This is a genomic window from Streptomyces sp. NRRL F-4489 (genome assembly GCF_001509485.1).
In the GTDB taxonomy this organism is placed as follows: domain Bacteria; phylum Actinomycetota; class Actinomycetes; order Streptomycetales; family Streptomycetaceae; genus Streptomyces.
Map to the genome: position 1 here is coordinate 53,572 of NZ_LLZI01000090.1, position 17,588 is coordinate 71,159.

At 75.0% G+C, this 17,588-nt stretch carries 11 protein-coding genes; 6 read left to right on the plus strand and 5 right to left on the minus strand.

Annotated elements, in window-relative coordinates; translation table 11 throughout:
- Window positions 1-175 precede the first annotated feature (175 nt).
- Window positions 176-2,605, plus strand: a complete 2,430-nt coding sequence (locus ADL22_RS09575; RefSeq protein WP_066975755.1) for a Tex family protein — start codon at window positions 176-178, stop codon at window positions 2,603-2,605.
- 380 nt (window positions 2,606-2,985) lie between these two features.
- Window positions 2,986-4,182 carry a Cmx/CmrA family chloramphenicol efflux MFS transporter gene (locus ADL22_RS09580; RefSeq protein WP_066975757.1) on the plus strand — a complete coding sequence of 399 codons (1,197 nt, stop codon included), beginning with the start codon at window positions 2,986-2,988 and terminating at the stop codon, window positions 4,180-4,182.
- A 67-nt stretch (window positions 4,183-4,249) separates the two neighbouring features.
- Here the strand turns inward: ADL22_RS09580 and ADL22_RS09585 are convergent, their stop codons facing one another.
- Complete coding sequence (locus tag ADL22_RS09585) at window positions 4,250-6,292, minus strand: FUSC family protein (protein ID WP_066975759.1); 2,043 nt, start codon at window positions 6,290-6,292, stop codon at window positions 4,250-4,252.
- Window positions 6,293-6,576: 284 nt separating this feature from the next.
- On the opposite strand from ADL22_RS09585, the gene ADL22_RS09590 reads away from it, so the two are divergent.
- Window positions 6,577-7,674, plus strand: a complete 1,098-nt coding sequence (locus ADL22_RS09590) for an FAD-dependent oxidoreductase (RefSeq protein ID WP_066975761.1) — start codon at window positions 6,577-6,579, stop codon at window positions 7,672-7,674.
- Window positions 7,675-7,695: 21 nt separating this feature from the next.
- Here ADL22_RS09590 and ADL22_RS09595 read toward each other — a convergent pair whose 3' ends face one another.
- Window positions 7,696-8,937, minus strand: a complete 1,242-nt coding sequence (locus ADL22_RS09595; RefSeq protein WP_066975763.1) for an FAD-dependent monooxygenase — start codon at window positions 8,935-8,937, stop codon at window positions 7,696-7,698.
- Window positions 8,938-9,115: 178 nt separating this feature from the next.
- Here ADL22_RS09595 and ADL22_RS09600 point away from each other — a divergent pair, with 178 nt between their 5' ends.
- The gene (locus tag ADL22_RS09600; RefSeq protein WP_066975807.1) at window positions 9,116-10,069 is read left to right on the plus strand and encodes a TetR/AcrR family transcriptional regulator C-terminal domain-containing protein; all 954 of its coding nucleotides are present in this window, start codon (window positions 9,116-9,118) and stop codon (window positions 10,067-10,069) included.
- A 24-nt stretch (window positions 10,070-10,093) separates the two neighbouring features.
- On the opposite strand, the gene ADL22_RS09605 is transcribed toward ADL22_RS09600, so the two are convergent.
- Both ADL22_RS09605 and ADL22_RS09610 read right to left on the minus strand, forming a co-directional pair.
- Window positions 10,094-11,419: a M14 family metallopeptidase gene (locus ADL22_RS09605; protein WP_066975765.1), complete on the minus strand. Its 1,326-nt coding sequence runs from the start codon at window positions 11,417-11,419 to the stop codon at window positions 10,094-10,096.
- Window positions 11,420-11,501: 82 nt separating this feature from the next.
- Window positions 11,502-13,478 (minus strand): Xaa-Pro dipeptidyl-peptidase, encoded by a 1,977-nt coding sequence (locus ADL22_RS09610; RefSeq protein WP_420711550.1) that lies wholly within the window; start codon window positions 13,476-13,478, stop codon window positions 11,502-11,504.
- A 164-nt stretch (window positions 13,479-13,642) separates the two neighbouring features.
- Here ADL22_RS09610 and ADL22_RS09615 point away from each other — a divergent pair, with 164 nt between their 5' ends.
- Window positions 13,643-15,133 carry a M1 family metallopeptidase gene (locus tag ADL22_RS09615; RefSeq protein ID WP_066975767.1) on the plus strand — a complete coding sequence of 497 codons (1,491 nt, stop codon included), beginning with the start codon at window positions 13,643-13,645 and terminating at the stop codon, window positions 15,131-15,133.
- Window positions 15,134-15,252: 119 nt separating this feature from the next.
- Here ADL22_RS09615 and ADL22_RS09620 read toward each other — a convergent pair whose 3' ends face one another.
- Complete coding sequence (locus tag ADL22_RS09620) at window positions 15,253-16,068, minus strand: oxygenase MpaB family protein (protein ID WP_066975811.1); 816 nt, start codon at window positions 16,066-16,068, stop codon at window positions 15,253-15,255.
- A 330-nt stretch (window positions 16,069-16,398) separates the two neighbouring features.
- On the opposite strand from ADL22_RS09620, the gene sph reads away from it, so the two are divergent.
- Window positions 16,399-17,373, plus strand: a complete 975-nt coding sequence (gene sph / locus ADL22_RS09625) for a sphingomyelin phosphodiesterase (RefSeq protein WP_066975769.1) — start codon at window positions 16,399-16,401, stop codon at window positions 17,371-17,373.
- Window positions 17,374-17,588 lie beyond the last annotated feature (215 nt).

A 17,588-nucleotide genomic window follows, 5' to 3' on the forward strand; every position in this document is an offset into this window, starting at 1 on the left:
GTCGGTGGTGTTTCACGTGAAACACCACCGGACGCTCCGCGTTCGTTCCGGGGCGGCGGGCTGTGGGTGCGTCATCTCACACCGCGCCGCCCCGGCCGGGCGGTGCGACAGTGCGGGCCGCCACCCGGCACAATGCAGGCTCAAGGCAAGTCGCTGGAAGGCGGGCAGGATCAACGTGACGGCAGCCACGGAGCCGACCGGGGCCCTCGGGTCCATCGAAGCGAGGATCGCCGAGGAGCTCGGCGTCAAGGAGCGGCAGGTGAAGGCCGCGGTCGAGCTGCTCGACGGCGGCTCGACGGTCCCGTTCATCGCGCGCTACCGCAAGGAAGCGACCGAGATGCTCGACGACGCGCAGCTGCGTTCCCTGGAGGAGCGGCTGCGCTATCTGCGGGAGCTGGAGGAGCGGCGCACCGCGATCCTGGAGTCCGTACGCTCCCAGGGCAAGCTGGACGCCGCCCTGGAGGCGCGGATCCGCGGCGCCGAGTCCAAGGCCCGGCTGGAGGACATCTACCTGCCGTTCAAGCCCAAGCGGCGCACCAAGGCGCAGATCGCCCGGGAGGCGGGCCTGGAGCCGCTGGCCGAAGGGCTGCTGGCCGACCCGTCGGCCGAACCCTCCGCGGCCGCCGCGGCGTTCGTGGACCCGGACAAGGGCGTGGCCGACGCGGCCGCGGCCCTGGAGGGCGCGCGGGCGATCCTCACCGAGCGGTTCAGCGAGGACGCGGACCTGATCGGCGAGGTGCGCGAGCGGATGTGGTCGCGCGGCCGGCTGGCGGCGAAGGTCCGTCCGGGCAAGGAGGAGGACGGCGCCAAGTTCGCGGACTACTTCGACTTCGCCGAGCCGTTCACCGAACTGCCCTCGCACCGCGTGCTGGCGATGCTGCGCGGCGAGAAGGAGGACGTCCTCGACCTGACCCTGGAGCCGGAGGACCCGGCGGAGGCCGGCGAGGGCCCCAGCGCCTACGAGCGGGCCATCGCGCACCGCTTCGGCATCACGGACCGCGGGCGGCCGGGCGACAAGTGGCTCCAGGACACCGTCCGCTGGGCCTGGCGCACCCGGATCCTGGTGCACCTGGGCATCGATCTGCGGCTGCGGCTGCGGCAGGCCGCCGAGGACGAGGCCGTCCGGGTCTTCGCCGCGAACCTCCGCGATCTGCTGCTCGCGGCGCCCGCCGGGACGCGCGCCACGATGGGCCTGGACCCCGGCTTCCGTACGGGCGTGAAGGTGGCCGTCGTCGACGCGACCGGCAAGGTGGCGGCGACCGAGACCATCTACCCGCATGTGCCGCAGCAGAAGTGGGACGCGGCGCTGGCGGCGCTGGCGCGGCTGGCGCGCGAGCACCGCGTCGAGCTGATCGCGATCGGCAACGGCACCGCCTCCCGGGAGACCGACAAGCTGGCGGCCGAACTCATCGCCGCGCACCCGGAGTTGAAGCTGACGAAGGTGATGGTGTCCGAGGCGGGCGCGTCGGTGTACTCCGCCTCCGCGTTCGCCTCCCAGGAGCTGCCGGAGCTGGACGTGTCGCTGCGCGGAGCGGTGTCCATCGCCCGCCGCCTCCAGGACCCGCTGGCCGAACTCGTCAAGATCGACCCCAAGTCGATCGGCGTCGGCCAGTACCAGCACGACCTGGCCGAGACCAAGCTGTCCCGTTCGCTGGACGCGGTGGTCGAGGACTGCGTGAACGGCGTCGGGGTGGACGTCAACACCGCCTCCGCGCCGCTGCTCGCCCGGGTCTCCGGCATCAGCGCGGGCCTGGCCGAGAACATCGTCGCGCACCGCGACGGCAACGGCCCGTTCCGCTCCCGCAAGGCCCTCAAGGACGTACCGCGGCTGGGCCCGAAGGCGTACGAGCAGTGCGCGGGCTTCCTGCGGATCCGCGGCGGCGACGACCCGCTGGACGCCTCCAGCGTGCACCCGGAGGCGTATCCGGTGGTGCGCCGGATCGTCACGGCGGCCAAGAGCGAGGTCGGGGAGCTGATCGGCAACACGGCGGTGCTGCGCGCGCTGCGCCCGGCGGACTTCGTGGACGACTCCTTCGGTCTGCCGACCGTGACCGACATCCTCCAGGAGCTGGAGAAGCCGGGCCGTGACCCGCGCCCGGAGTTCCGGACCGCGACCTTCAAGGAGGGTGTCGAGAAGATCGGCGACCTGGCGCCGGGGATGCTCCTGGAGGGTGTGGTGACCAACGTCGCCGCCTTCGGGGCGTTCGTGGACATCGGCGTCCACCAGGACGGTCTGGTGCATGTCTCGGCGATGTCGAAGACCTTCGTCAAGGACCCGCGGGACGTGGTGAAGCCGGGCGACATCGTGCGGGTCAAGGTGCTCGACGTGGACATCCCGCGCAAGCGGATCTCGCTGACCCTGCGGCTGGACGACGAGCCCGGCAAGGGCCCGGCGGGCGGCGGCGAACGGCGCGGTGGCGGCGGTGGCCGGGAAGGCCGCGAGGGCCGCGAGGGCCGGGGCGGCGCGCCGCGGCAGCGGCAGGGCGGCGGCGGCCGGCGCGGCGGCGGTGAGGGCCGGGGCGGCCGGGACGCCGCACCGGTCAACGACGCGATGGCGGACGCGCTGCGGCGGGCCGGACTGCTGGGGGGCCGGAGCGGGCGCTGAGTGCGCGGAGCCCTGGCCGTTGAGCCGTTGGGCGTTGCTTCCGGGCGGTGGTGGGACGCGGTGTCCTGCCGCCGCCCGGGGTGTTTCCGGGGCCGGTGCCTGCCGGGGCCGGGCCCCGGTGGATAAATCCGTGGACGGGGCGGGCCGGGCCCGTTAGCCTGCGGATCATGAACAGCCCCGAGGCGTCAAGACGCTAGCCACCGGCGCCGTCCGGTGGCGTTTGCTCATCAACTCTCCGCCACTGGGCCGCCGTTGAGGCAGGTCTTGTCATCGCGGTAGCCGGGGCTGCCGCTTCCCCTACCGGCCGTCCTTGGTGCGCCGTCGGGTCCGCCGACGGTGCCGCCGGGCCGTGCCGGTCGTGTGTGGTGCGGAGAAATCTCATGCCATTCGTGCTGTATCTGCTCGCGCTGGCGGTGTTCGCGCAGGGCACCTCCGAATTCATGCTGTCCGGGCTGATCCCGGACCTCGCCGCCGACCTCGGGGTCTCCATCCCCGCGGCGGGGGCGCTGACCTCGGCGTTCGCGGCGGGGATGGTCGCCGGGGCGCCGCTGATGGCGCTGCTGAGCCGGCGCTGGCCGCGGCGCCGGGCGCTGCTGGTCTTCCTGACCGCCTTCCTGCTGGTCCACGTCGTGGGCGCGCTGACCACCAGCTTCGCGGTGCTGCTCGCCACCCGGGTGGTGGCGGCGCTGGCCAACGCCGGGTTCCTGGCGGTGGCGCTGACGACCGCGGCGGCGCTGGCCCCGCCGGACGCCACGGGCCGGGCCACCTCGATCCTGCTGAGCGGCACCACGCTGGCCTGCGTGGCGGGCGTACCGGCGGGCGCGGTACTGGGCCAGCAGTGGGGCTGGCGGGCGGCGTTCTGGGCGGTGGCGGCGGTGTCCGTACCGGCCGTGCTGGCCGTCGCGCGCTCGGTGCCGGGGGCGTCCGGGGCCGGGGCCCGTTCCAAGGCGGCGGGTGCGGCGGGGAGCGCGCGGGGGGAGCTGCGGGCGCTGCGCCGGCCGCGGCTGCTGGTGACGCTGCTGCTGGGCGCGCTGGTCAACGGTGCCACGTTCTGCACCTTCACCTATCTCGCGCCGCTGGTCACCGGCGTCAGCGGGCTCGGGGCCGGCGGGGTGCCGGTGGTGCTGGCGCTGTTCGGGCTGGGCTCGTTCGCCGGTGTCACGGCCGGCGGGCGGCTGGCGGACCGCCGGGCGCGCCCGCTGCTCGCCGCCGGGGGTGCGGCGCTGCTGGTGGGCTGGGCGGTCTTCGCGCTCACCGCGGGCAGCGCGGTGGCAGCCGTGGCGCTGGTCTTCGTCCAGGGCACGCTCTCGTTCGCGGTCGGCTCCACCCTGATCGCGCAGGCGCTCTACGCGGCGGCCGACGCGCCCACCCTGGGCGGCGGTTTCGCCACCGCCGCGCTCAACGTGGGCGCCACGCTGGGCCCTTGGTGCGGCGGCGCCGCCCTCGCCGCCGGATTCGGCTACCGCGCGCCCCTGTGGGTCAGCGCCTTGCTGGTCGCCCTGGCCCTGGCGGTCGGCGGCACGGCGGAGGCGCTGCGGGTGCGCCAGGGGACGACCGGGGCGGCGGCCGCGGGGTGAGGGTGGCCGGCAGGTAGGGACCGGGTCGTCGTGACGCCGGCCCCTCCCCCGCTCCCCGTCTCCTCCTTCACACCAGCGCCGCCTGCCCCCGCAGCCGTTCCAGTTCCGTGGCGACGTCGGTCAGGGTGGCGCAGTCCGGGAGCGGCCGGACGGGCGGGGGCGGGGTGCCGGTGGCGCCGGGCGTGCCGGGGCGGGGCGTGGTGGTCAGGGCGTCGGCCATGGCGGAGAGCGCCCGGCAGAGCCGTTCGGCCTCGTCGGGGGACGGGCGGCGGGCTCCGCGATCGAGGCGGACGGCGCAGGCGGTGGCGGCGTCGACGATGCGTTCCGCCGCCGCGACCACGGTCAGCCAGTCGGGGCCGGGGGCGCGGTCGGTGCGGAATTCCGCGGCGGCGGTCTCGGCGGCGGCCCGCGCCTCGCCGAGCGTCCGGTAGGCGGCCCGCCGCAGCGCCCGGCGGCGGGCCGGATCGGTGCCGTACGAGGCGGTGCCGGCCAGGGCGGAGCGGGCCGGGTCCTGGCCGGGCCCCGGCTCCAGGACGTAGCGCAGGAAGCGTTCGGTGGCGCGCAGTGCCTCGGTGACCCGGGGGCCCACCCGGCGGCCGGGGTCGGCCAGCCGCGGCAGATGCCCGACGAGCAGCACGATCACGCAGGCCAGAAAGGTGTCGGCGATCCGCTCGGCGGCCGTCAGCACGGCGATGTGCGGATAGCCGCCGCCGAGGGGCGCGGCGGCCGCGGCGCCGACGTACGCGAAGGACAGCACCATCACCGTGACCGCGCCGGTCTGGAGCGCGAAGTGGCGGGTGGCGAACGGCAGCAGCGCCCCGCCCGCGCCCGCCACCAGGGCGGGCCACCAGGCCCACCCGGCTCCGGAGAGCGACAGCCCGGCCGCCGCGAACACCGCGACCCCGGCGGCGGTGCCGGCGGAGCGGTTGACCGTACGGGAGAACAGCGGGCCGAGGTCCGGTTTGACCAGGAAGGTGACGGTGACCGGGAGCCAGTACCAGTGGCCGGGGCGGAGCAGCAGCGCCACCGCCGTACTGGCCGCGACGCACACCGCGACCCGCAGCCCGTAGTCCCGGGCGGCCGGGCTCAGCACGCCCCGGGGGCGGGTGAGGACCCGGAGCGGAGGGGTGGCGGCGGCCGGAGCGGGCACCGGGTGTTCCCGGGCGAAGGCGACCGCGGCGTCCAGCAGGGCGTGGTCGAAGGCGGCGCGGGCGGCGGAGCTGTGCTCGGGGGCGGCGAGCCGGCCCGGCGGGCGGCCGGTGCGCAGCGCCTCGGCGAACCGTCGCGGGCTCGCGGCGATCCGCGCCGGCAGCGGCCGGGCCTCCCACAGCAGGGCGACGCCGGCCTCGCAGAGCGCGGTGGCCGCGGCGAAGCGCTCCGCCAGCAGCAGGTCTTCGGGGCGGGGCGGGCGGCGCAGCAGCCGGCCGGTGAGCCGGCGCAGCCGCAGCGCCTCGTCGGCGCGGTCCAGGGCGGCGGTGAGCCGGCGCCGGGCGGCCTCCGCGCCGGGCCCGCCGGCCGCCGCCAGGGTGTCGGCGAGCGCGTCGAAGACGGTGGCGACGGCGGCCCGTTCCCCGCTGAGCGGGCCGCCCACCGGGCGCGGCGGCCGCAGCACCAGCCGCAGCAGGAGCAGCCACAGGCACCCGGCCAGGACGTACAGCGCCTTGGCCCAGGGCGTGCCGGGCAGCGGCATCCCGGCGCCCAGGACGGTGGCGGCGAGCAGCTGCATGGCGGCGGTGGAGCGGACCGGTCCGGCCACGCTCCCCGCGCCGGAGACGAAGCCCACCGCGGCCAGCGCCGGCACCGTCCACCAGCCCGCGCCGGCGGTCCGCAGGGTCGCGCCCAGCAGCATGCCGAGGGCGGCGGCCAGCGCGGGCAGGCCGATGTGGACGATGCCGGTGCGGCGGGTTCCGGGCCGGTCGTTGACGCCCGCCAGCATGGAGCCGAGTCCGGCCAGCACCCCGGGCGCCGGGTGGCCGGCGGCGATCCCGGCGGCCAGCAGCGGCCCCGCGCACAGCGCGCCGCGGGCCACCGCCGCCCAGGGCACGGGCAGCCGCTGCCAGCGGAACGGGTGGGCGAGCCAGGCGGGCAGGGCGCGCCGGTGGCGGGGCATGGTTCTCCTCGGACGTGCGTGAGCAGGGGGCGGGGCGGATCCGAGGGGCGACATCGGCCAACGGTGCCGGGGCCCGGCCGGTGCGCGGCTCGCGCCGTTCCACCGGGGGCCCTACCAGCGTAAGGTCCGGCTTTGTCCGGCCTGCTGCCGGAGGGTTACGCGAAGATCACAACCGCCGGAACGCGCCGGGTGGAGGGGTCCCCGGGGGCCGGCGGGTGCCGTAGGGGTGCGGTGAGTGCTGCCGGGACCGTCCGGCAGCGCGCGAGGTCGCGGGAGGGTGCGGGATGGCGGACCGGCGGGCGGCGGGGACGGACGGGGCCGGGGCGGCGGAGATCTGCGTCGTCGGCGCCGGGGTGATCGGTCTCACCTCGGCGATCGTGCTGGCGGAGGCCGGGTACGGGGTGCGGGTGGTGGCCCGGGACACCGGCGGCGGCACCACCTCGGCGGTGGCCGGCGGGCTCTGCTGGCCGTACCGGATCCAGCCGTACGCGGCCGCGATCCGCTGGTCCCTGCGTTCCCTGGAGGTACTGACCGGGCTCGCCGCGCACCCCGCGGAAACCGGGGCGCGGCTGGTGACCGGCACCCTGGCGGACGCCTCTCCGGCGGCCGTCCCGGAGGCGAGCGGTCAGGCGGCCGCCCCGGGAGCGAGCCGTCCCCCGCACGCCCCGGAGGCCGGCGGCGGTGCCGTGGGCCCCGAGGCCGGCCTCGCCGACTGGTACGCGGCGGTCCCCGGCTGGCGGCGGGCGCGCGCCACCGAGCTGCCGGCCGGCTGCCGGTCCGGGTGGCGCGCCCGTACGCCTCTCGTGGACATGCCGGTCCACCTGCGCTACCTGGAACGGCGCCTGGCGGCGGCCGGCGGGCACCTGGTACGGCGGCCGGTGGCGTCCCTGGCGGAAGCGGCGGAGGGCGCCCGGACCGTGGTGAACTGCACCGGCCTGGGCGCCCGCGACCTGGCCCCGGATCCCCAAGTGCGGCCCGTACAAGGCCAGTTGGTGATCGTCGAGAATCCGGGCGTCACCGAGTGGTTCACCGCCGCCGACGCGGGCGCGGTGGACACCGCGTACCTGCTCCCGCAGCCGTTCGGCCTGATCCTGGGCGGTACGGCCCGGCCGGACGCCTGGTCCCGGGACCCGGACCCGGCGGTGGCGCGGGCCATCGTGGCGCGCTGCGCCCACTACGTCCCGGAGGTCGCGCGCGCCCGGATCCTGGCCCACCGGGCGGGACTGCGCCCGGCCCGCCCGGCGGTGCGCCTGGCAGCTGAACGGCTCCCGGACGGGACCCTGTGCGTCCACAACTACGGCCACGGCGGCGCCGGCATCACCGTGTCCTGGGGCTGCGCGGAGGAGGTCCTGCGTCTCGTACGGGCCGGGACCGTGCGTTGAGCCGTACGCGCTCGACTCCGCCTATACGTTCGCCGGCCCGCGGCGGAAGCCGCTCTCGTGGTCCGCGGCGAGCGGGTACTCCGGCAGAGCGATGTCCCCGGCCTTGGCGAACTGCGCGGCGAGCAGGTTCCGCATCGGCCAGCGGGTCATCGACCGCATCGAGAGATCGCGCAGCCGGATGCCGAGCCGTCCTGACGGCGCGTACCCGGCGGCTCCGCCGGGCGGCAGCTGCTGCGCCTGGCGCACGTACGGGCGCAGCACCGTGTCGTAGCGGCGGAAGGCGATGCCGTGGTCGCCCCCGGCGGCGGCGAGTTCGCCGGCCAGGACGTAGGCGCCGACGAGGGCGAGGCTGGTCCCGAGGCCGGTCAGCGGCGTCGCGCAGTACCCGGCGTCGCCCAGCAGCGCCACCCGGCCGCGCGACCAGCTGTCGAGCCGGACCTGGCCCATGGAGTCGAGGAAGAAGTCCGGGGCGGTGCGCATCGACCGCAGCAGGCGGGGGGCCTCCCAGCCGACGTGGGCGAAGTGCCGGGCCAGCAGCTCCTGCTGCGCGGCCGTATCGCGGCGGTCGTAGGCGAGCGGTGGCGAACGGAAGCTGAAGCCGGCCTTGATCTCGCCGGGGAGGCGGCCGGGCCGGGCGGAGGCGACCAGGCCGCCGGGCGCGTTGTGCATCAGGAACCAGCCGTCGAGGTCCAACCCGTCGAAAGCGGTGAACCAGGCGGTGTGGAGGCCGATCGGGTGGACGAAGTCCCGCTCCGGGCCGAAGGCCAGCGAGCGCACCACGGAGTGCGGCCCGTCCGCGCCGATGACCAGCCCGAACCGGCGCGGCGCGGCCTTCTCGAAGGTGACGGTGACCGCGTCCGCGTCCTGGTCGATGCCGGTCACGGTGTCGTCGAAGAGGTACTCCGTGTCCGGCAGGGTGGCTTCGTACAGCAGTCGGGCGAGATCGCCGCGGAGGATCTCGATCTCCGACACGATCCCCTCGCCGCCGAAGCTGTCGGCGGGCAGCCGCGCGGTGACCCGGCCGGAGGCGTCGACGAGGGCGAGGCCGCGCTGGTCGACGCTCTCCGCCCTGGCCCGGTCCATCAGGCCCATCCGCTCGATCACGGTGCGGCCGGCGCCGCGCAGATCCACGGTCTGCCCGCCCGGCCGGGGTTCCGGCGCGCGTTCCACGATCGTGACCGCGAACCCTCCCTCGCGTAGCCAGTACGCCAGCGCGGGCCCTGCGATGCCGGCGCCGCAGATGAGTATGTTCTTCTTCCCCATGACGCGAACGTACGCCGTACGCACCGACTCCGCAACCATGAAATCCCTTCTCAGCATGGGATGTTGGCAGGTAGTGCACTAGTACTGAGAGGCGGCGAAGCTGCGCGCGGAACGGGATCGGGCGGCGTCGGAGGCTAGGATGGCGCCCATCCAGGTGCACTAGTGCGGAGGGGTGTCGGTGGGCGGACAGGCGGTACCGCGCTACAGCCAGATCGTCGGCGAACTGCGGCGGCGGATCGAGACCGGCGAACTGGCCGCGGGCGATCGGGTGCCCTCGACGCGCGAAATCACCCGGCGGTGGGGGGTCGCCATGGCGACCGCGACCAAGGTGCTCACCGAACTGCGCCGCGAGGGCCTGGTGCGCGCGGTCCCGGGCGTCGGGACGGTCGTGGCGGCCCCCAGCCGCCCGGTGCGGACCGCCCGGCCCGCTGCCGCCGCACGCCCGGACGGGCGGCCGTCCGAGGCGTCATCGGGCCACGGGACGGCGCTCACGCTCGGACGGATCGTCCGCGCCGCGGTCGCGATCGCCGACACCGAGGGGCCGGCCGCGGTCTCGATGCGCCGGGTGGCCGCCGATCTCGGGGTGGCGACCATGTCGCTGTACCGGCACGTGGCCGACAAGGACGACCTGGTGACGCGGATGATGGACAGCGTCATGGCGGAGCACCCGCTGCCCGCCGAGCCGCCGGCGGACTGGCGGGCGGCGATCGAAGTGGCGGCCCGGCAGCTCTGGGCGCTCTTCCGCCGCCATCCGTGGCTCGCACCGGCCCTGTCGGTGACCCGCCCCCAGCTGATCAGCTCGGCACTGCCGTACAGCGAGTGGATGCTCACCACCCTGCACGCGCACGGGCTCGACCTGCACACCGCCTTCACCGCGCACCTCACGCTCTTCAACTACACCCGCGGCATCGCCGTCAACCTGGAAGCGGAGCGGGAGGCCGAGGCGCACAGCGGCCTCGACAGCGAGGAGTGGATGGACACCCAGGAGCCCGCGCTGCTGGAGATCCTGGCCGCCGGCCGCTTCCCCGCGCTCTCCCGCCTCGCCGCGGCCGGTTACGACTTCGACCTCGACGCCCTCTTCGAGTTCGGCCTCCAGCGCCTCCTCGACGGGCTGGCCGCACTCATCGAGTAAGCCCCCGAGCGCCCCCGGGCCCCCTCACTCCCCCACCGGCCGCCCCGCCACCAGGTGGTAGTCCGCCCGGGCGTCGAGGAGGAGCGGGATCAGGGGGCGCAGGGGCTGGCGCAGAGGGACCGTGGCGCCGCCGCCGGGGTCGCGCAGCCAGGTCACGCCGTGGGCCGCGAGGACCGGGCGGACCCGGGCGAACTGGGCGGCGTCCAGGCGGTAGGCGCGCGGTGGGCGGGTCAGGACGCGGTCGGGGGCCGGGGGGTCGTTGTCGGCGCCGCCGAGGTGGACGGGGCCGCGGTCGGCCAGGGCGGCCGTACGGGCCGCGGCGGTGGCCGCCGCTATCCGCCCCCGGTGCCGGTCGAGGAAGGTGAAGAGCCCTTTGAGGGCGGCGAGTTGGGAGGTGACGCGGCGGCGGTTGGTGCGGGCCGGGTCGGTCTTCTCGGCGTCGGTGAGGGGGTCGACGCGGGTTTCCACCAGGAGGGCGACCGCGCCCTTGATGCCGGCGGTGTTGCGCAGGATCCGTTCCTGGCCGTCGCCGGCGACCTGTCTGACGGGGGCGCCGGTCACCGGGTCGGTCCAGATGCCGTAGACGCCGGTGCTGAAACCGGCCCGGCGGGCGGCGGGGGTGACGAAGTCGTCGGCGAGGGCGGCCGATTCCCGGCGGACCCGCTCCGCGGTGTTGAGGTTGCGCGGCCACAGGGAGAGCAGGTCCTTGACGTAGTACGGCGCCGTGGGGCTGTATTCGTGCAGGTCGTAGACGGTGCCGGGGTGGTGGTCGCGGAGTACGGCGGCCATCGCGCGGGCCTCGGGGGTGGCCAGGGCGAGGTGGTCGCGGTTGATGTCGCTGCCGTCCGCGTTGCCGCGGGTGTCGGCGGCGCGGCCGTCGGGGTTGGCGGTGGGGACGACCAGGACGCCGGTGCGGGACAGGAAGCGGCGGGTGGCCGGGTCGGTGGCGTAGGCCAGATCGCGGACGGTGGCCAGGCAGGCTTCCCGGCCGGCGGGTTCGTCGCCGTGCTGGGAGCAGATCAGGAGCACGGACGTGCCGCGCGGGGCGCCGTCGTGGCGGGCCGGCGCGGGGGCGCCGATGCGGACCAGGCGCAGTGGGCGGCCCTGGGCGGTGGTGCCGATCCGGTCGACGCGGACCCGGTCCGAGGCGCGGGCCACGGTCGCCAGGAACGCGCTCTCCTCGGCCTCGCTGGTCCAGCGGGCGCCGTGACTGGTCTCGAAACCCGTGCGGGGTAAGGGAGTTGGCGTCGATTCGGTGAGGGGTGGAGCGGGGGTGAACGCGGCGGTGAGGGCGGCGGTCAGCGCGCCGAGCACCAGCCCGCGGGAACGGAGTGCGCTGCGGGGTGCCACGAGGGGGCCTCCGTGGGTGGGCTGCGGGGGTGGGCAGCGAGGTGGCGGGCCGCGCCGGATCGGTGGCGCGGCCCGCCAATGGTCAGTCCGCGTACGGCATTCGACTCAGGCCCACCGGCGGGGCGATGCCCACCGGCCCGGTGCCGGCCGTTCCGCCGACCGCCCCGCCATCGCTCCCGGTAGCCCGCGCCCACGCCGGTCCCCCACCGGTGACCGGCAGCCGTGCGGCCGTGCGCGCCAGGTCGAGGGTGAGCGTCGGCCGGGACGCGGGCGGGTCGATGAGGTTGGCGTCGGTGCCGGCCACGATGAGGGCGAGCCGGTGGCCGGCGGGTACGACGTGGTCGCTCGCGGCGAGGCGGAGGGTGAGGGTGTACGGCGTGCCCGGGGTGAGCGGGTGGCCGTGGTGCGGGTCGGTGGCGTGGCCGAGGTCGGCCCAGCCGCGGCTGAAGACGGTGAAGCCGACCGGGCGGGTGTCGGCGGCGGTCTCCTTGAAGCAGCCGGTGTCGGCGGGCGTGCCGGCGCCCCAGCAGGTGGCGCGGGTCAGGGTGCGGATGCCCTCGCCGTCCCCGGCGTAATTGCGGATGGTGTCCGGGCCGATGTCCACGAGGACGGCCGAGAGGTGCGCGCTGGTGGTGCTGGGGGTGGCGGTGACGGTGACCGTGCCGGCGCCGGAGAGCCGCAGCGGGGCGGTCAGCGGGCCGGTGGTGAAGCCGGCCTTGTCCGGCGTGGCCCGGTCGAGGGCGGCGGCCCAGTCGGCCTCGCCGTGCGCGGGGTCGTCGGTGAAGGCGGCGGTCCGGCCGGCCGGGGCGGGCCGGGTGCCGAGGCCGCCGGGGCCGGCGGCGGTGCCGGGACGCGGGTGGACGGTCACCGGGGCGGTGCCGGGCGCGGGCCAGCGGGCGTCGGTGGCCCAGGTGTCCGGGGCGCGTTCGACATCGGCCATCGGCGCGCGCTCGATGCCGTTGCGGTAGCCCATCAGGTAGTGGTCGAACCACCGGTGGAGGGTGTCCACCCAGGCGCCGCGGCGGTAGTCGAAGGGGTCGACGTGGCCGGTCTGGGAGAGCCAGATCTTGCGCGGGACGCCGTGCCGGGCGAGCGCGTCCCACCACTGGCCCACGTGCTGGGTGCGGACGTTGAGGTCCTGCATGCCGTGGACGAGGAAGACGCTGGCGCGGACCTTGGCGGCGGCGCGGACGTAGTCCCGTTCGGTCCACAGGGCCGTCCAGTCGCCGGTGCGCGGGGCGCCGTCCTTGAGCTTTTGCTGGACGGCGGCGCAGTTCTTGTGCGCGCCGGGGCTCTCGACGGCGGCGGCGAGTTGGTCGGGGCCGCCGTCGTAGAGCGGGGCGCCCTGGGCGAAGTAGTAGTCGTACCAGGACGAGATACCGGAGATCGGGACGATCGTCTCAAGGCCCGGGACGCCGGTGGCGGCGACGCCGTTGGCGATGGTGGCGTCCCAGCTCTTGCCGATCATGCCGGTGCGGCCGTTGGACCAGCCGGCGGTGACCGGGCTGCCGCCGGTGCGGGCGGTATAGCCGCGGGCCCGGCCGTTCAGCCAGTCGATGACAGCCTTGGCGGACTGGATGTCGGACCGGCCGCCGACGTCGACGCAGCCGTCCGAGCGATTGGTTCCGGCCAGGTCGACGAGGACGGTCGCATAGCCGCGCGGTACGAAGTAGTTGTCGTAGAAGAGCGGGAAGCCGGCCGGGCGGCCCCGGTCGTCGTAGGTCTTCTTCTGGCTCTCGTTGCCGCGGCCGCAGCAGGAGTAGTAGGGGCTGGCGTCCATGATGGCGGGAATCCGGCGGCCCTGCCGGGCGGGCTCGGCGGGCCGGATGATGTCGGCCGCCACGCGGTCCGGGCGGCCGTCCGCGTCGCCGTCCAGCCCGGTGTCCACCCAGACCGTCTCGCGGATCGCGTGGGCGTAGGAGTAGACGGGCCGGCTCTCGCGGGGCGCCGGGGCCGCGCTCGCCGCGGGCGGCCCGGTGAGCAGGGCGAGGAGGGCGAGGACGGCCGCGCCGACGAGCGTGGTCCATGGGGTGTGGGGTTGCCCCCTCCGTATCGTCACGGGCGGACGGTAGCGCGGTCAACTCCTGTGCAGAAGAGGGCCGGACGTGACGCGTGTCGGTCAGATGTCGGTCATGTGTCAGATATGGCCATGGACATGACGCGGGGCTGGATGTGTACATAGGGTCCGCAACAGATCCACCTCCCCTACGAGTTGGAGGACTCGTGCGTCACAGACTCCTGGTCCCGGGCGCGGCCGCGCTCAGCCTGCTGCTGGCGATCCCGGCGGCGGCTGCCGACTTCCACCCCGGTGCCCCGGGCGTGGGCGACAGCTACTACCCCGAGAGCGGCAACGGCGGGTACCACGTCTCCCACTACGACCTGCGGCTGAAGTACCAGCCGGCGACGGACCTGCTGGAGGGCACGGCGACCCTGCTCGCCCGGACCACGCAGGACCTGTCCCGCTTCAACCTGGACTTCGGCCTGAAGGTCAGCGAGATCCGGGTGAACGGCAAGAAGGCGTCCTTCGCCACCTCCTCCAAGCACGAGCTGGAGGTCACTCCGGCCGCGCCGCTGGAGAAGGGCAAGGACATCACCGTCGTGGTCCGCTACGCCGGCAAGCCCTCGGAGCTGAAGATCGACGGCTTCACCGCCTGGGCCCGTACGCCGGACGGCGCGGTGGTGGCGCAGGAGCCGGACTCGGCGGTGTGGTGGTTCCCCAGCAACGACCACCCCACCGACAAGGCGACGTACGACATCTCCATCGCGGTGCCGGACGGCACCCAGGCGCTCAGCAACGGCGTCCTGGCCTCGCAGACCTCCAAGCTGGGCTGGACCCGCTACAACTGGCGGTCGGACAAGCCGCAGGCGACGTATCTGACGACGCTGGCGGTGGGGAAGTTCGACATCACCACCGACACCACCGCCGACGGGCTGCCGGTGATCAACGCGGTCAGCCCGGACCTGGGCGCCAACCTCGGCTCGGCGCGGGCCAGCATCGAGCGCACCGCCGAGATCACCGAGTGGCTGCAGGGCGTCTTCGGCCCGTATCCGTTCAACGCGGTCGGCGGCTACGTGCCCAACGTCCCGGCCCGCTACGCGCTGGAGACCCAGACCCGGCCGTTCTACGGCAAGAAGGCGTTCGACAAGGGCACCAACGTCTCGGTGGTGGTGCACGAGCTGGCGCACCAGTGGTACGGCGACAGCGTGTCGCTGAAGGACTGGAAGGACATCTGGCTCAACGAGGGCTTCGCCTCGTACAGCCAGTGGCTGTGGTCGGAGAAGGAGGGCGAGGGCACCGCGCAGCAGCTGGCGGACTACGTCTACGCCCAGCACCCGGCCGACGACCCGTTCTGGACGGTGAAGCCGGGCGACCCGGGCGCGGACAAGCAGTTCGACTCGGCGGTCTACGACCGGGGCGCGCTGGCACTCCAGGCGCTCCGCAACAAGCTCGGCGACACGGTGTTCTTCGACATCCTCAAGTCCTGGCCGACCGAGCACCGGTACGGCAACGCGGCGGTCGGCGACTTCGTGAAGTTCGCCGAGCGCAAGTCCGGCAAGCCGCTGGCGGACTTCTTCGACACCTGGCTGTACCAGCCGGTCAAGCCGGCCGCGGGCGCCGGCGGCGCGAAGGCGTTCGCCGCGCGCGGGCTCGTCGCCCAGCCGAAGTCGTGGAAGCAGATCGCGGCCACCCACGACGTGCACGGCGGCCACTGACCGGGAGCGGGGGCGCCGCCCCGGTGGGCGGCGGCCGGCGACCGTGAGCGGCGGGCGGGTCCGGTGCGGGTGCGCCGGACCCGCCCGCCGGCGCGTCGGGACGCGGAGGGCCGGCGTGGTCAGCGACGGCCCGCGCGGTGCTCCCGCCGGGCCCGCCGGGCGAGCGGCAGATACCGCAACCGCTCCGGCAGCACCGGTACCACCGCGCGCACCACCCGCCCCAGCCGGCGCAGGCGCCTCTCCTGCGCGTCGGTCCACGGCAGGCCGAGGGCGTGCCGGGCGTCCGGCGGCATCAGCCCGATGATCAGGAAGCGGCGCAGCCGGAGGAACGCCGGCCGCAGCACCGGCCACCCGATCCGCAGCAGCATCCGCAGCCACACCGGCCCGCGGTCCGGAACCGGCAGCGGACCGTCGACCGTGACCAACTCCCGCACCACCACCGTCTGTTCGACCTCCATGTCGAGCATCCTGCGGTAATACGGCCAGAACTCCTCGATCGTCTGCGGCATATCGCGGTCGCGGATGCCCAGCACCCGGCCGACCCGCAGCCACTCCGCGTACAGCTGCCGCTCCTGCGCCGGGGTGAACGGGCGGCCGAGATAGCGCTGGGCGTGCCGGAAGACGGGGTAGCCGGTGGCGTGCACCCAGGCGTACGTCGCGGGGGTGAGCGCGTGGTACGGGCGGCCGTGCGCGTCGGCGCCCCGGATGGTGCGGTGCAGCCTGCGCAGCCGCCGGCCCTCCTCGGCGGCCCGGGCGCCGCCGTACACCCACAGCTGATAGGAGGCCAGGGAGCGCACACCGCGCCCCCAGGGGTCGGTGCGGAAGACGGAGTGGTCGTCCACGCCCGCGCCCACGGCGGGGTGCGCGACCTGGAGGGCCAGCGCGGCGGGCAGGCTCAGCACCGTCCGGACGTCCCCGACCAGCGACCAGAGCACCCCGCCGGGTGGCGGCGGCACCGGCTCGGCGCGGAGCGGACCCGTGCCGGTGCGTACGGGTCGCGGGTCGCGTGGCGGGACCGTGCGTACCGAGTTCATCCGTTCCATGACCATTCGTACGGTGTTCATCCGCTTCCCCATGATACGGCCGGCACCGCCGCCCGGCGGGCCCACCGGGCGGCGGCCGCACCCCGCCGACCGCAGTGGTCCGGCCGCCATACCTCACGTCCATCTCGCACCCCCCGGGAGGTTACCTGGAAGTAACTGGAGCTGGTTTGATGTGCGTCGCCGGTTCACGTCCCCATGTCCCCACCTCCATAGGGAGATTCAGTGCCGCACTCCGTGCCGCGTACGTTCCGGACCGCCGCCGTCGCCGGGGCCCTCGCCGTCGCCGCCCTGGCCGCCGCGTCCCCCACCGCGTCGGCCGCCGCCGCGCCCCGGCTGAAGGTGCTCACCTACAACACCTTCCTGATGAGCAAGAACCTCTATCCCAACTGGGGCCAGGACCACCGCGCGCAGGCGATCGCCTCGGCCGGCTTCTTCCACGGCAACGACGTGGTCGTACTCCAGGAAGCCTTCGACAACTCCTCCTCGGACGCCCTGAAGTCGCGGGCCGCCGCGGAGTATCCGTACCAGACGCCGGTGGTCGGCCGCGGCCGCGGCGGCTGGGACGCCACCGGCGGCGCCTACTCGGCCCTCACACCCGAGGACGGCGGGGTGACACTGCTGAGCAAGTGGCCGATCCTGCGCAAGGAGCAGTACGTCTACAAGGACGCGTGCGGTTCGGACTCCTACTCCAACAAGGGCTTCGTCTACGCCGTCCTGGACGTCAACGGCACCCGGGTGCATGTGGTCGGCACCCATACGCAGTCCACCGACTCGGGCTGCAAGGCCGGGGAGGCGGCCGCCGACCGCGCCAAGCAGCTCAAGGAGATCGACGCCTTCCTCGACGCCCGGAACATCCCCGCGGACGAGGAGGTCATGGTCGCCGGCGACCTGAACACCGACTCCCACGGCGCGGAGTACCAGGCCCTGCTGGCCAACGGCGACCTGGCCCCCGCCGACAGCCGCACCGGCCACCCGTACTCCTTCGACACCCAGGAGAACTCGATCGCCCGCGACCGCTACCCGGGCGAGCCCCGCGAGGACCTGGACTACGTGCTGTTCCGCAACGGCCACGCCCGCCCCGCCGACTGGCACAACACCGTGATCAAGGAGGAATCCGCCCCCTGGACCGTCTCCAGCTGGGGCAAGCAGTACACCTACACCAACCTCTCCGACCACTATCCGCTGCAGGCGGGCTGACCATCCGGGCGGCGGGCCGGAACAGGCGGCCGGGCCGAGGCCGGCGCCCGGCGTCGGTCCCCGCGCGCTCCGCCGTAACGGCCCCCTGCCTGCTCGCACTCGCTGGAATTACTCCCCGTGTCTGGCTCATGACTCAACAGTACGGGCGACCACTGACAACGGGCCGGGACGCCGGAGGGCGGCCGCGGTGGCCCGGAGGCTGCCGCGGCCGCCCT